13 protein-coding genes are annotated in these 14,538 nt (G+C 62.2%); 6 read left to right on the top strand and 7 right to left on the bottom strand.

The features are described 5' to 3' along the window. Nucleotides 1-11: 11 nt before the first annotated feature. From AADW23_RS09440 to AADW23_RS09430, 3 genes are all read right to left on the bottom strand, one after another. On the bottom strand, nucleotides 12-1,379 hold the full coding sequence (locus tag AADW23_RS09440) for a tetratricopeptide repeat protein (protein ID WP_341864250.1): 1,368 nt from the start codon (nucleotides 1,377-1,379) through the stop codon (nucleotides 12-14). 217 nt (nucleotides 1,380-1,596) lie between these two features. Next, the gene (locus AADW23_RS09435) at nucleotides 1,597-2,799 is read right to left on the bottom strand and encodes a CoA transferase (protein ID WP_341864249.1); all 1,203 of its coding nucleotides are present in this window, start codon (nucleotides 2,797-2,799) and stop codon (nucleotides 1,597-1,599) included. Next, complete coding sequence (locus AADW23_RS09430) at nucleotides 2,786-4,399, bottom strand: thiamine pyrophosphate-binding protein (RefSeq protein WP_341864248.1); 1,614 nt, start codon at nucleotides 4,397-4,399, stop codon at nucleotides 2,786-2,788. Before AADW23_RS09430 ends, AADW23_RS09435 begins: the two co-directional genes overlap by 14 nt. A gap of 242 nt (nucleotides 4,400-4,641) precedes the next feature. Here AADW23_RS09430 and ptsP point away from each other — a divergent pair, with 242 nt between their 5' ends. Continuing rightward, nucleotides 4,642-6,885 carry a phosphoenolpyruvate--protein phosphotransferase gene (gene ptsP, locus AADW23_RS09425; RefSeq protein ID WP_341864247.1) on the top strand — a complete coding sequence of 748 codons (2,244 nt, stop codon included), beginning with the start codon at nucleotides 4,642-4,644 and terminating at the stop codon, nucleotides 6,883-6,885. Here ptsP and AADW23_RS09420 read toward each other — a convergent pair. After that, on the bottom strand, nucleotides 6,869-7,477 hold the full coding sequence (locus AADW23_RS09420) for a LysE/ArgO family amino acid transporter (RefSeq protein WP_341864246.1): 609 nt from the start codon (nucleotides 7,475-7,477) through the stop codon (nucleotides 6,869-6,871). The two genes, ptsP and AADW23_RS09420, sit on opposite strands and share 17 nt — an antisense overlap. A 91-nt stretch (nucleotides 7,478-7,568) precedes the next feature. On the opposite strand from AADW23_RS09420, the gene AADW23_RS09415 reads away from it, so the two are divergent. Further along, complete coding sequence (locus AADW23_RS09415; RefSeq protein ID WP_341864245.1) at nucleotides 7,569-8,438, top strand: LysR family transcriptional regulator ArgP; 870 nt, start codon at nucleotides 7,569-7,571, stop codon at nucleotides 8,436-8,438. Here AADW23_RS09415 and AADW23_RS09410 read toward each other — a convergent pair. Both AADW23_RS09410 and AADW23_RS09405 read right to left on the bottom strand, forming a co-directional pair. Then, nucleotides 8,435-9,058: a LysE family translocator gene (locus tag AADW23_RS09410; RefSeq protein WP_341864244.1), complete on the bottom strand. Its 624-nt coding sequence runs from the start codon at nucleotides 9,056-9,058 to the stop codon at nucleotides 8,435-8,437. The genes AADW23_RS09415 and AADW23_RS09410 overlap by 4 nt on opposite strands. A gap of 56 nt (nucleotides 9,059-9,114) precedes the next feature. After that, nucleotides 9,115-9,993 (bottom strand): S-methyl-5'-thioadenosine phosphorylase, encoded by an 879-nt coding sequence (locus AADW23_RS09405; protein WP_341864243.1) that lies wholly within the window; start codon nucleotides 9,991-9,993, stop codon nucleotides 9,115-9,117. 207 nt (nucleotides 9,994-10,200) lie between these two features. Here AADW23_RS09405 and AADW23_RS09400 point away from each other — a divergent pair, with 207 nt between their 5' ends. Next, the gene (locus AADW23_RS09400; protein ID WP_341864242.1) at nucleotides 10,201-11,823 is read left to right on the top strand and encodes a SulP family inorganic anion transporter; all 1,623 of its coding nucleotides are present in this window, start codon (nucleotides 10,201-10,203) and stop codon (nucleotides 11,821-11,823) included. 135 nt (nucleotides 11,824-11,958) lie between these two features. Here AADW23_RS09400 and AADW23_RS09395 read toward each other — a convergent pair whose 3' ends face one another. Continuing rightward, on the bottom strand, nucleotides 11,959-12,567 hold the full coding sequence (locus AADW23_RS09395; RefSeq protein ID WP_341864241.1) for a flavin reductase family protein: 609 nt from the start codon (nucleotides 12,565-12,567) through the stop codon (nucleotides 11,959-11,961). A 96-nt stretch (nucleotides 12,568-12,663) separates the two neighbouring features. Between AADW23_RS09395 and AADW23_RS09390 the strand changes: the two genes are divergently transcribed. The 3 genes from AADW23_RS09390 to AADW23_RS09380 all read left to right on the top strand — a co-directional run bounded on the left by AADW23_RS09390 (nucleotide 12,664) and on the right by AADW23_RS09380 (nucleotide 14,495). Further along, entirely contained in the window at nucleotides 12,664-13,140 is a 477-nt protein-coding gene (locus AADW23_RS09390) for an N-acetyltransferase (RefSeq protein WP_341864240.1), read from the top strand. A gap of 115 nt (nucleotides 13,141-13,255) precedes the next feature. Then, the gene (locus AADW23_RS09385; protein WP_341864239.1) at nucleotides 13,256-13,939 is read left to right on the top strand and encodes a DUF2927 domain-containing protein; all 684 of its coding nucleotides are present in this window, start codon (nucleotides 13,256-13,258) and stop codon (nucleotides 13,937-13,939) included. A 16-nt stretch (nucleotides 13,940-13,955) separates the two neighbouring features. Continuing rightward, nucleotides 13,956-14,495: an adenine phosphoribosyltransferase gene (locus AADW23_RS09380; protein ID WP_341864238.1), complete on the top strand. Its 540-nt coding sequence runs from the start codon at nucleotides 13,956-13,958 to the stop codon at nucleotides 14,493-14,495. The last annotated feature ends 43 nt before the right edge of the window (nucleotides 14,496-14,538 follow it).

Here is a 14,538-nt window from a genome sequence, read left to right as displayed (position 1 = left end):
GCGCGTGTCCCCTAGTTCATCGACGCATGCAAAGAGGACGCGGTGGCGGTGGCTATCATCGCGCGCCGGGCTTTTGCAAAGCTGTCATCTCGCCCCGCGCGGCGCGTGGTGCGTTCGTCCAAGATCCCCAAAGCTTCCTGCATAGCGCCCGCCCGGATGCCTGCGTCAATCGTCAAACGCTCAAACACGTCGCGTTGCGCGTGGGAGCCGCCCGCCAATTGGATATGCCGCCGCGCTGTGCTGAGCCCGCGAAATGCCGCGCCGTAATTGCCTTCGCCAAAGGCTTCCAACCCTTGGGCCGCTGCAACGCCGGGGCTGCTCATCCGCATCTCCATCTCATTGGCCGAGCGGGCGCCATCGGCCGCGATCCGTGCCACCAACGTGGCCGCAGCGTCTTCGCGGCGTCCCCCAACCAGCGCCAAAAGGTAGTGTAGGTCGGCGAAAATCAACTGGCCGTCGTCTGTACGGGTGGCGGAGGTTTCGGCCAACTCGCCCCACCGATTGCCCACGTCGATGCCTTCCAGCTCCAGACGCATCAACAGCGAGGTCGCGTTGGAGATATCGCGGTAATCGTCGGTTTTGTCGGCCCGGATCAGCGTATCGTAAAGGTGCAGAACCGTTTCTGTCTGCCCTAGGTCCAAATGCATCAACGCCTTGTGCCACCACACGTGGTAGCGGAAATTGTTGCAATGGGCCCAAGCGGCCTCTCGCCCTGCCAACCAGTTCAGGCCCTTCTCCGGTGAGCATGTCATGTCGTAGACATGGGCCACGGCGTGCAGGCCCCAGGCGTCATCGGGGCACAGCTCCAATGCGGCCCCGCCGGTGGCCGCCGCACGCCCATATTCACCGGTTTCTTCCAGGGTGAAGGCATGGCAGCCCATCAGGTATCCACGGGCCAAATGATCGTCGCCATAGGCCGGCATCACGGCCTCGATGGAACGGCGCATACCCTGTGCGTCGCCCAGGACGAACCGCAACGCGTGGGCAAGCTTCATCGCCAACGCATCTTCAGGCGCGGCTTCCAAGACACTGTCCAACAGCGCGACTGCCTTGAGCGGATGGCCTTCAAGCCACACCTCAAGAGCGGCCACAAAGGTTTGTTCACGGGGCGACACGGGAAGGTTGCGGGCGGATGTTTGCGCCGCAGCGCAGGCATCGCGGGCCGTCTGGATCAGCTCTCCGCGCCCCAAAAGTAGCATGAACATGCCCTTCACAGCATGGGCCAGGGCAAATTCCGGGTCCGCCGTTAGGGTGGCGCCCAGATGCTCGGGCGTTGCCGCCCCATGGGCCAGGAACGCCATCTGCGTCGCGTTCCACGCCTCTAGCCCCGCAGCTGTCGCGATCGTAGTGGGTTGGCCAAAACAATCAATCTGCGCCATGCCTATTCCGATTCTGATAATGTCCCCTGGATTTTGAGTAGCCCAAGGGTCGGCCCCCGCGAAGGGTCGTTGCAGTGTTATGACGGACATGTGAGCCGTAGAGAGGCCCGCGTGAAGAGGTAATTTTCACCCCTCCACGAAGACCTGAGTTTTGGGCGAGATACCGCTGCAAACAGGCGCTAAAGGTGTAAGATTCGCGCTTTCTCAGCCCTGTTGCCTATACTTCAGGCGTTTCCCGCTTCCCGGCCAGCCAATCAAGGACGGCTTGCGTGTCTTCGCCCAAATGCGGCGGCGGTCGGCGATATGTGACGGGTGTGGCCGAGAATTTCAGAGGGTTCCCTATAAGCTCCACCCCACCCCGGTCGATCCCATCTTTGGGCATATCAATGCGCATGTCGCGCGCCTTCGCCTGATCCGAGGCGAAGGCTTGCTCGACCGTATTCACTGGGCCCACGGGCACTTTGCGTGCCTCTAGCCCTTCCACCACATCGGCTTGAGTATGGGTGGCCACCAAAGCCTCCAGCTGCGGGATCAGGGTTTCGCGGTTCACCACGCGGGCCGAGTTGGTGGCGAATTCCGGATTGTCCGCCAGATCAGGCCGCCCCAGAAAGTCACAGAACCGCGTGTATTGCAGGTCATTGCCCACCGCGATTAGTACGAAACCGTCCGAGCAGGCGAAAGTCTGATAAGGCACGATTGTCGCGTGCTGGTGCCCCCGCCGAGGCCGCGGCTGCCCCGTCGTCAGATGGGCCACACCTTCGTTAATCATCCACGCAAGGGAGGCATCGACCAGCGACAGGTCGATGTGCTGCCCCTCGCCCGTCTGATCCCGGTGACGCAGCGCCGCCAGAATGCCGACGCTGGCGTACATTCCCGTCATGACGTCAGCGATGCCCACGGCCACCTTTACCGGTGCGCCATCGGCCTCTCCGGTGAGGGACATGATACCGGAATACCCTTGTGCCATAAGGTCGTAGCCGGGTTTTTCCCGGTTCGGTCCGGTATGGCCGAACCCCGAGACCGAGCAGTGGATAAGTTGTGGATAAGCTGTGAGCATACTGCCGTGATCCAGACCATATTTCTCAAGCCCGCCGGGTTTGAAATTCTCGATCAGGATATCCGCCCGCGCCGCAATCTGGCGGATCATGTCCTGCCCTTCAGGCGTGGCGATATCCACCGCAACCGACAACTTGTTGCGGTTGGCGCACATGAAATAGCTGGAGAGGTCGGTGGCTTGACCATCGGCATCGGTTGCAAAGGGCGGACCCCATGTGCGGGTGTCATCACCACGCTCAGGATGCTCGATCTTGATGATCGTGGCCCCCAAGTCGCCCAAAGCCTGTGTGCAGGTCGGCCCCGCCAAAATACGCGACAAGTCGAGGACAATTATTCCGTCCAGCGGTCCCTTAGATGCGACCATCATAGCCTCCTCGGTCAATCTCTGCGGCGATCACGGTGAATGTATCCGCTGTCAACGCGTCCTCAATAGCCGTGCGCAGTTCGGTCCGGTTGCAGACGCGCACGCCCGCGCCGCCCATGGCCCGTCCCATCGCGGCGATGTCGTGCTTTGCCGGATAATCCACGGCCAGGTTCTTCAATTGGCGCTGGCGTTGCTTCAACTCGATCAACGCAAGCGAGGCATCAACGAATACGATGATAATCGGCTTCAGCCCCATGTCCGCCGCTGTCGTCAATTCTCCGGCAACCATCAGAAATCCGCCGTCCCCCACAAAGGCGACCGATGGGCTTTCAGGATCCGCCAGGGCAAGTCCCATCGCCATCGGCACCGCGCAACCCATGGTGCACAACGCTGTGGACTGGATCAGGCTACGCGGTGTCGAACATTCCCACATCTGGCTTAACAAAATGCGGTGTGCCCCACTGTCCACCGCCGCCCTTGTGCTGGCGGGCAAGGCGGCGCGCGCCTCTGCGATTACGGCGGCGGGGCCCCAAGCGTCGTCCACCGGGAAAGCGCCCGCAAGCGCTGCCTTTGTGGCAGAAGGCTCTCCCCCCGGCCACGTCTTTTGCGGTTCGGCCACCGACAAGGCCGCAAGACCAGCCCCAATGTCACAAGTAAAACTCAACGTCGCCTGATGCATGTAATGCCGGTTCGGCACCGCTTGCAGATCAATGACCCGTTGCGTTTCTGGGTTCCAGACCTCTCGCCAGCCCGGTCGCATCTCGATCGGGTCATAGCCCACACATAGGATCAGGTCCGCCGACTGCACCAAGGGTAACAGGTGCGTATCGGCCAGCGGCGACAGCCCCGCCCCCCCAAGGGACAGTGGATGGTCTTCAGGCAACACGCCCTTCGCCTTGTAGGTCGTAACAACCGGCACCGAGTACGTCTCGGCAAAGGCCCGCAGATCACCGGCTGCCCCATCGGCCAATACGTCAAGGCCCGCAATGATCACCGGTTTCTTGGCCTCACTCAACCACGCCTCTGCCTTCTCCAAATCCGTGCCATGAGGCGCCACCGACCCCGCGGGCGCGCGCCTGCGCCCACTCACGCCGCTAGGCGCATCGGCCACAGAAATTGGCACGTCGATCAGGACGGGCCCCATGCGCCGCTCCGTGGCAATTGCCACCGCCTTGTCGGCAATCGTGTCAGCCTCTCCCGCCGTCAAGGTGAACGTCGCCTTGGTGATCGGCGCAAGAACCGCCCGGTGATCCAACACCTGATGCGTATACGTCAGCGCCTCATCGGCATCGAGGCACCCCGTCAACACCACCATCGGCACCCGGTCTTGTTCGGCATTGGCCACCACGTTGACCGCGTTCATCAGTCCGGGCCCGACCGTTGCGACCAGAATAACCGGCGCGCCATCGACGTGATGCACGCCCTCACCCATATAGCCGCCCGCGTTCTCGTGCTTGACCAAGTGAACCGTGATCCCGGCCAACTCGAGCGCGTCGATGATGGTCAGCACTTCGCCGCCGGGCATCCCGAAAGCATGGCGACATCCCGCCTCATACAGCCTCTTCGCAACCACGTCGGCTGCGCGCATCTGATTTGTCATGTCCCGCCCCACTACCTGCTCGCGCCGAGCCATACACCGAAACACCCACCGCCTCCAAGGCAGGGCACTCACTCTTCCGCGAGTGCCCTATTTCACCTTTTTACAAATATCGACTCCTGCCCCCTCTGCCCGCCCTGACCTCCCGGTTACCGCAAACAGGCGACACAACGGGATTGCCGAACAAACACCCCACGCGCTACATCTTGTGTCAGGGTGGCAGTACGCCGCCGGTGCGGGGACGAATGACGCAGAATTCTGAAACGGAAAGTCGCAAGCTCTTGTCGCGCCTTCAAGCCATCATGGCCGAGGCTGGCGAGGGCCAGGAGCGTTTGGACAAGATCACCGATCTGATCGCCGATTCCATGGGCACAGAGGTTTGCTCCATCTACCTGTTGCGCGACGCGGAAACGCTGGAACTCTGTGCGACCCAAGGCCTCGCGGCCGAGGCGGTCCACGTCACCCGAATGCGTATCGGTGAAGGCCTCGTGGGCCGTGTCGCCCGCCAAGCCCGTCCGATCAACACCGCCAACGCCCCGGCAGAGCGGGGCTTTCGCTACATGGCCGAAACCGGCGAGGAAGCCTATTCCTCCTTCCTGGGCGTTCCCATCCAACGTCTTGGGGAACGCCTCGGCGTTCTGGTAGTACAGTCCAAGGACGAACGTGAATATTCCGAGGATGAAATCTACGCCATCGAAGTTGTCGCCATGGTTCTGGCGGAAATGACCGAGTTGGGGGCCTTCGTGGGCGAGGGCGCCGCCCTGTCGGCTCGTCACACCAGCCAATTCATGTTCAAGGGCACCACCGCCCAGGAAGGCGCCGCGATGGGGCACGTCTGGCTCCATGAGCCGCGCGTCGTGGTCACCAACCCCGTCGCCGACGACCCCGCCGTGGAACGGGTGCGGCTGAACGAGGCCGTGGATCAACTGCGCACCGACATTGACCAGATGCTGACCCATGTCTCGAAGGGTGACAAAGATCAGGCCGAGGTTCTGGAGGCCTATCGCATGTTCGCCCGCTCTCGCGGCTGGATGCGCCGGATGGAAGAAGACATTGAGCGGGGCCTTTCCGCCGAAGCCGCTGTGGAAAAAGAGCAATCCTCCGCCCGAGCACGTATGGAAACGGTACCCGATGCTTATCTGCGTGAGCGGCTCCATGATCTCGATGACCTGTCGAACCGCCTCCTGCGGCTGTTGACCGGTCAGGGCACCGACACCGGCGCGGATATGCCGTTAGACCCCGTTCTGGTGGCCCGAAACATCGGTCCTGGAGAGCTGTTGGACTATGGCCGCAGCTTGCGCGGTGTGGTGCTCGAGGAAGGCTCTGTCGGGTCCCACGCGGCGATCGTGGCGCGGGCTTTGGCGATCCCCTTGGTGATCCATGCCAAACGCATCAGCACCGAGGCTTTGAACGGCGACCCCATCCTCGTGGACGGCGATCAGGGTATCGTGCACCTGCGCCCCGAAGATGCCGTCTCCTCTGCTTTCCGTGACAAGCTGGCGATGCAGGCCGAGGCGCAGGAACGCTACGCCTCGATCCGCGACAAACCGGCGACCTCGAAATGCGGCACGACGATCTCGTTGCAGATGAACGCGGGTCTGATGGCAGATCTGCCCTCGCTGCCGTCTTCCGGGGCCGAAGGGGTGGGCCTGTTTCGGACCGAGCTGCAATTTCTCACCCGTGCCCGCGTGCCGCGTCGGGGCGAATTGGCACAACTCTACGCCAAGGTGATGGACGCTGCGGGCGACAAGCGCGTGATCTTCCGCACCCTGGATATCGGCTCGGACAAAGTGCTGCCCTATATGAAGCCGCAGGATGAACCGAACCCTGCCTTGGGCTGGCGTGCGATCCGCGTGGGCCTCGACAAGCCCGGCGTGATGCGGATGCAATTACAGGCGCTGATCCGGGCCGCAAACGGACGGCCCCTGTCGGTGATGTTCCCCTTCATTGCCCAGTTCGACGAATTCACCGCCGCCCGCGATCATCTGATGCGCGAGATGGACCGCGAAGCCTCCCTCGGGCACGTCCTGCCCTCGGACCTCAAGGTTGGCGCGATGCTGGAAACGCCTTCACTGGCCTTTGCCCCGCATCAATTCTTCGAGATGGCGGATTTCATCTCCATCGGCGGCAACGACCTGAAGCAATTCTTCTTTGCCGCTGACCGCGAAAACGAACGGGTCCGCCGTCGCTATGACACGCTTAACGTGTCGTTCCTGACGTTCATGGAGCAGATCGTTCACCGCTGCGACGAGGCCGACACGCCGCTCAGCTTCTGTGGCGAGGACGCGGGCCGCCCTGTGGAAGCGGTCTGTTTTGCCGCCATGGGGCTGCGCAATCTGTCGATGCGCCCTGCCTCTATCGGACCGGTGAAATCGCTCCTGCGCCGGGTCGATCTGCGCGAAGCTCGCAGCGTCATTACCGAGGCACGCGGCTCCGGCGCGCAATCGGTGCGCGGCGCGGTAATGGATTGGCTCAAGCGACAGAGCTAAGCAGCAGTTTTGCCGCAATCACCCACATCACGCAGCCCACAGCGACATCCAGGATCACCCACGCCCGGCGGCTGGAAAACACCGGGGCCAGATACCGGGCCCCGAAGCCCAAGGTGACGAAAAAAGTGAATGAGGCCGCCGCCGCGCCCAGCCAGAATGTCAGTTTCGCATCGGGGTATTGGGCCGAGACAGAGCCGACCAAAACCACCGTATCCAGATACATATGCGGGTTCAGCCACGTCACCGCGATGCAGGTCAGCGCCGCCGACTGCCAGCTTTGCACCACTTCGCCCGCCGCCAGAAGCGCCCCTGATCCTGTCCACGCGGAATAAAACGACTTCGCCCCGTAGAAGATCAGGAACGCAGCTCCGCCAAAAAGGAGCACATTGGTCATCCACGCGGCCTCAGCCGTCATCCAGCCGATGCTGGTGACACCTACGCCGATCAACAGCGCGTCAGTCACAGCGCAGATCGCCACCACAAGCGCCACATGCTGCCGCTGCAAACCTTGTTTCAGGACAAAAGCGTTCTGCGCCCCAATCGCCATGATCAAAGAGATACTGACCCCGAACCCCACAAAAAACGCATTCATCGCCGCGACCTTCTCCATTGTGCTTGCGGGAAGTACGGCGGCGGGCCACATTAGGCAAATCGCAATAACTTATGCTGCATAAGTATGATTGATGTTTGAACATCCCCAACTCGAAGCTCTCTACGCCGTTGTCCGTCTTGGCAGCTTTGACAGTGCCGCGGCGCATCTTGCCGTGACCCCTTCGGCCATCTCCCAACGCATCAAGCAATTGGAGGACCGCCTGGGAATGATCTTGGTCGAACGCGGCCAGCCTTGCCTTCCGACATCGGCGGCCGAAAAGCTTTTACGGCACCGGGACCAGATGCACCTGCTTGAAAAGACGCTGGCCAAGGATTTGGGCCAATCCGGGGCCGCCCTTGCCACGGTGCGGATCACCACCAATGCCGACAGCTTGGCGGCATGGCTTCTTCCCATGCTCGCCCCCCTGAAGGGGTTCCTCTTTGATCTCATCATCGACGACCAAGATCATTCCGAGGCTTGGCTGAAACGCGGCCAGGTCGCAGCCGCCATCTCCTCTCGCTCGCAGGCTTTGCAGGGGTGTGACTGCTACCCCCTTGGGGATCTGCGCTATATCGCCTGTGCCAGCCCCGCCTTCGTGGCCGAGCATTTCCCCGATGGTATCACCGCCGCCGCCCTCTCGCGGGCCCCTGCCCTGACATTCAACGCCAAGGATCGGCTGCAACGGGATTGGGTCACCGAAAAACTGGGGACAAGTGTGCCAATGCCGACCCATTACATTGCCAATTCACAGGCTTTTGTAGAGGCCGCCCGCCTTGGCATCGGCTGGGGCCTGAACCCGCTCTCCTTGGTCCGCGACGCTTTGGCCAACGGCGATCTGGTGGACCTAGCCCCCGACATGCCCTTCGCCACACCGCTGTTCTGGCACGTCAACCGCCTGACCGCCCCGGCCCTTGCGCCCCTGACCCAAGCCATGAAGCGCGTGCGCCTTGATGACCTTTAGCTCCTGCGCAACGTCGCTGTCAGAACCCCCATCCCGATCAGCGTCGCGCCACCCGCTCGGGTCAGCCAAGCAATCACGCCGGGCCGGGCCAGCCGATCGCGCAAGCTGCCCGCCAACAAGGCATAGGCCAGTGCGTTTAGCGCCGCCATGGTCACGAATGTGCCGACCAGGATGGCGAATTGCGGCATCAACGGCGCGCCCGGTTGGATGAACTGCGGCACGAAAGCGATGAAGAACGCGATGGATTTCGGGTTCAACGCCGTAACCGCCGCCGCATGAGTGAAGGTGCGCCGGGTCGATATCGCGTCGGTCTGCGGCAAGGCAAAATTTACCCGCCGTGCCGAGACAATCATCTTCACGCCCAGATAAACAAGGTACACCGCCCCCGCCCACTTCAACGCCGCAAACAACGTGGCCGAGGCCAAAACAACCGCCCCCAACCCCGCGAGCGAGGCGGTCATCGCCACCAAATCCCCCACAGCAACCCCCGCCGCCGTGGACACCGCGACCCTGCGGCCCTGGCTGATCGCATAGCTCAGCACCAACAAGATCGTCGGGCCGGGGATCAGCAGCAAAACCGTTGTTGCGGCCACGAAGGTTATACATGTGTCTAGGGGCATTGGGGCGCTCTCCATTCAATATAGCTCGCCGAGCAATCCCCAGTTGGAACCTCCTGTCAACGTGCTTGCTCCAGAACGCGCCCGGCCACGGCGTCCAACCTTGCCACAACCTCTCTATCTCGGGCCTCTGGGGCAGTCATGATTGCGTGCTCCAACGCCCGGTCGCATTGGGCCTCGCATAGGGGCTTTTGCGGCGAAAGGGCCTCGGCAATGCCCTTGACCATTGCGCGGGCGGCGGCGGCATTGCCGTGCAACGTCTCGATTATCTGCGTGATATCGACTGCCCCGTGATCCGGGTGCCAGCTGTCATAATCGGTGATCATGGCAACCGAGGCGTAACAAAGCTCTGCCTCCCGGGCGAGCTTCGCTTCCGGCATGTTGGTCATGCCGATCACATCACACCCCCAGGCGCGGTACATTTTGCTTTCCGCTACGGTGGAAAACTGCGGGCCTTCCATCGCCAGATACGTGCCCCCGTCATGCACCGTGACGCCCGCAGCCATTGCGGCATCGCGTGCGGTGGCGGACAGCGCCGGGCAGACCGGATGCGCGGCCGAGACATGGGCGACACATCCTGACCCGAAGAAGGATTTCTCCCGCGCAAAGGTCCGGTCAATGAACTGATCTACAATCACGAAATCGCCCGGCGCCATCTCCTCTCTGAAAGATCCGCAAGCCGACACGGCCACCACGTCTGTCACCCCGATCCGCTTGAGCGCATCAATATTGGCCCGGTACGGCACATCGGTGGGGGAATGGACATGGCCGCGCCCATGACGGGGCAGAAACGAGAGGGGCAACGCGCCAATGCGCCCCGTCAAGATTTGGTCCGATGGTGCGCCAAAGGGCGTCTCGACCCTGCGCCACTGCGCGTCCTCCAGCCCCGCGATCTGATAGAGACCCGATCCGCCGATGATCCCGAGATGTCTGTCCATTTACCGCTCCTTAACCCCGTTTCGGATAGCGTCGCATCCTGCCCTGCCCGTTGCAACGGGCGCGATAGCCGTGGGGTTTTCGCAACGCCCCCTTGGACCACTTCGCAACTAACCCGTGACTTACCCCCCTTGCAGGCGTAGGTGAGCCGCAACAGCGCGGAGCTTCTTCCGCCGCCACCCGAAATTCCGTTCCGCAAGAGGTACCCTATGCCCCGCATCCTCCTGGCTGCCGCCAAAAGCCGTCTATCCCCCGAGCTGTCCAACATGGGACACGGCTGGGGCCCGGCCCGGATGCGGATCGAAATCCTCGCAGGCCTGACCGTCGCCCTCGCGCTGGTGCCCGAGGCCGTGGCCTTTGCCTTCGTGGCCGATGTCCACCCTCTGGTCGGCCTTTACGCGGCCTTTATCGTGGGCCTCATCACTGCCGTTATTGGTGGTCGCCCCGGCATGATCTCGGGCGCAACGGGCGCCTTGGCTGTGGTTATGGTCAGCCTCGTGGCCTCCCACGGGTTGGAGTATCTGCTGGCAACCGTGGTGCTCATGGGCCTGATCCAGATCGCCGTGGGCGTGCTGCGCTGGGGTAAATTCATCCGCCTCGTGCCTCATCCAGTGATGCTCGGCTTCGTGAACGGGCTGGCAATCGTTATTTTCCTGGCGCAATTGGGCCAATTCCAAGTCCCCGGCTCGGCCGAGGCCTCGGGCCACGGCATGGCGTCGGGCGAATGGCTACAAGGCGTTGAATTGGCGACGATGCTGGTTCTTGTCGTGCTGACCATGGGCATCATCTGGGTGCTGCCAAAAATCACCAACGCCATCCCCGCGCCTTTGGCCGGGATCGGCATCACCGCTGCCATCGTGCTGATCTTTGGCATCGACGTGCCGCGCGTGGGTGACCTCGCCTCGATCGAAGGCGGCCTGCCCCGGTTCCATATCCCCAGCGTCCCTCTCACTTGGGAGACATTCCAGGTCATCCTTCCCTACGCACTGATCCTTTCGGCCATTGGCCTGATCGAAAGCCTGCTGACCCTGAACCTCGTCGGCGAAATCACCGGCGAAAAAGGCGGCGCCAGCCAGGAATGCGTGGCCCAAGGCGTGGCCAACACAGTAACCGGCTTCTTCGGCGGCATGGGCGGCTGCGCCATGATCGGGCAATCCATGATCAACGTGAAATCCGGGGCGCGCACCCGGGTGGCAGGCATCGCTGCGGCATTATTCCTTCTGTCGTTCATCCTCTTCGGCTCCAGCCTGATCGAACAAATCCCCTTGGCGGCGCTGGTGGGTGTGATGTTCATGGTGGTGATCGGCACCTTCGCTTGGAACTCCCTGAAGATCCTGTTCAAAGTGCCCCTGACCGATGCCTTCGTCATCATCCTCGTTACGGTCGTCACGGTCGCCACAGACCTTGCAACCGCCGTTGTGGTAGGGGTCATCGTCTCGGCCCTCGCCTATGCATGGCAAAACGCCACCCGCATCCGCGCCACTACGTATGAGACACCGGAAGGCGCCCGCGTCTACCAAGTCAAAGGCCCGCTCTTCTTCGGCTCCGCTGCGGGCTTCGGTGAACTTTTCCACCCTGAAACCGATCCCTCCCGCGTGGTCGTCGACTTCGCCGATAGCCGAGTGGCCGACCAATCCGCCCTGCAAGCGATCGAGAAGCTGGCCGGCCAATACGAGAGCGCCGGTAAAAAAATCGAACTGCGCCATCTGACGCGCGATTGCCACGCCCTGCTCACCAAAGCGGGCCACCTCGTGGTCGATAGCGACGATGATCCCGACTACGAAATCGCCACCGATTACTCCGTTCGCACCGGCATCCTCGGCGATCACTAACGCCTCAAACGGCTCCTCGGCCAAAGCCTCCTCGCCGCGCCCATGATCGGCGCCGGCGAGGGGCTCCCTCCTTCATCTTGGCAAATACACCTCCCCCCGGAGGGTCGGTCAGCCCCAAGCGCCCCCTTGCCCGGCTCAGGCCTCACCAGGCCGTTTCAGGGCAAACACGTCTCGGACCACCGCGTAATCTCGGTATCCCATGCGGGCCAAGGGGTTGAACCGGGTCACGTCGAATATCCCGTCCACCAAACAATCCTCTCGGATGTGCACCCCCACGACCTCCCCGAAAACGGCGAAGTTATTGGCGCCTTCCAGCTTTACGATTTGCCTCACCCGGCACTCCAGGTTCGCGGGGGCCGACGCGACGCGGGAACAGGCGATCTCTGTGCAATCCGCTCGTTCCACCCCCGCCTTCGAGAACTCATCCTCCTCCTTCGCCCACGGCCCGGACGTCTCGTTCATCGCGTCACGAGCGCCAAATTCCACAATGTTCACGCAGAAGACCCCCGTCTCCCGAATGTTCGCCACGCTATCCTTCGTGTCGCCTCGGTCCTCCTTCGCCGAAGTCGATGCAAACATGACCTGCGGCGGCTCATAGGCCACCGCATTGAAGAACGAATAGGGCGCCAGGTTCTCTGCCCCGCCTGCCCCTCGCGTTGAAATCCACCCAATCGGACGCGGAGAGACGATGGCGTTGAACGGGTTGTGTGGCAGGCCGTGGCCGTTTTCTGGACGATAGAACATCTCGGGCGCATCCCATGAATTGCGTTGGTTTGGCAAAGGCCTACCCCCGTGTTAGGCGAGACGCCAGAGTTCAAAGGGAGGAGAACCGGGCCGAGCATGTATACGCTTTCCCAAGAAACGGCAGACGACCGCGCCGAGGTCGAGGCGCTCTACGATACCTGCTTTGCGCCGGGTCGAGAGGCGCTCTCGAGCTACCGTCTGCGCGAAGGCGTGTCACCGGTGGCCGAGCTCTGCCTTGTGGCCCGGGATGACCTCCGCATTGTGGCCGGGGCCATCCGCTTCTGGCCCGTGCATGTGGGGGCCTCGGACGCTCTGCTCCTCGGCCCCATCGCCGTCCACCCGACACGTCAGGGCGAAGGGCTCGGTGGTTTATTGATGAACGCCAGCTTGAATGCCGCCCACACCATTGGCTGTGATCGTATCCTGCTGGTTGGCGACGCGCCCTATTATAAAAAGTTCGGCTTCACGCCGCTTCATGGCGTCACCATGCCCCCCCCCACCAACCCCGCGCGGGTTTTGGGCCTTGGCCAGTGGGAAAACGTTACCGGCAATGTCACCCGCTGGGGCCTATAGGGTCGTCTAGCCCCTGCGCAAAACCATGCGCCCGCGCAACAGGTCTGTGCCAAAGCGCAGCCCTGCGCTTGATCCCTGCCCCGCCCCTTGCCATCACTTCGCCATGTGGCGTGCCTTGCTTTTTCTTCTGCTCATCAGCCTTTCGGTTCCCCGTGCAGCCTTTGCGCAGGAGTTCATTGCCGTGCCCGACCGGATCTCGGACGAGGCCTTCTATCGCCTTGTGGCCTGTGCCGCCCGTCCCGGCGGTGAATGCAACAAGCCCCTGATTTATTGGCCCGAAGAGCGCCGCCTTGCCCTGCGAGTGGGCATCGCCAGCACCGCTGAAAGCTTCCAGGATTACCGTTTCGATATCGTTGACGCCGCCATTGACGCCGCCATTGCCGAGATCAACGGCGCAGGCGCCCACCTTTTTCTAGAGCGCGTCTATGAGGGTGAAATGGACGTTCCCTTCTACCTTGTCGACACGCCCCAAGGCGGCACGATCACCGGCACCGGGGTCGAGGAACTCGATGGGTCTTCCATCGCTATCGGCAGGGTCGCGATCCGGTCGCGGGGCGGTGATATCGTGGCCTCCACCATCGCCATCAGCCAAGACATCCGCCGCCGGGAAATTGCATCGGTCATTCTGGAGGAGCTGGTGCAATCTCTGGGGTTGGTCACCGATATCGCCTCCCCCGCCTATGAATTGTCCATTTTTGCCGAGAACGGCAATTCCATGACCCGTCTGCGCGGCCAGGACGCAAGCGCCCTGCGCCGTCATTACCCCCGCCCCGGCGTCCCCGAGCCGACCACCAATTAACGCCGGAGCCCCCTTTATGAACGCCCAGAAAACCGTGCGCGACTACATCCGCACAATCCCCGACTTCCCCCACGAGGGGATTCTGTTTCGGGACGTCACAACCCTGTTCCAAGACCCTCGCGGGTTCCGTTTGGCCGTGGATCAGCTGTTATCGCCCTACGTGGGCGAGACCATTGACGCCGTGGCAGGGCTGGAGGCGCGGGGATTTATCCTTGGCGGCGCCGTTGCACATCAGCTGTCCAAAGGCTTCATTCCGGTGCGCAAGGAAGGCAAACTGCCCGCCGCCACGATCGAGCAGGCTTATAAGTTGGAATATGGCGAAGCGATTGTGGAGATCCATGATGACGCCGTGCAAGCGGGCGATAAGGTCTTGATTGTGGATGATCTTTTGGCCACCGGCGGCACGGCTGAGGCGGGTATAAAGCTGATCGAGCGACTCGGGGCCGAGGTCATTGGCTGCGCTTTCGTGATCGACCTGCCCGACCTGGGCGGACGCGCCAAACTGGAGGCGATGGGTGTCCCGGTCCACGCGATCTGCGCCTATGAGGGACTGTAAAAAAAATATTCTGACAGGACGATTATCAATTCCGTTTTAACCT

The sequence above is a fragment of the Gymnodinialimonas sp. 57CJ19 genome, from assembly GCF_038396845.1.
Taxonomy (GTDB): Bacteria; Pseudomonadota; Alphaproteobacteria; order Rhodobacterales; family Rhodobacteraceae; genus Gymnodinialimonas.
Note: the sequence above shows the minus strand (reverse complement) of the source record. Positions and strands in the feature narration are given on the sequence as shown.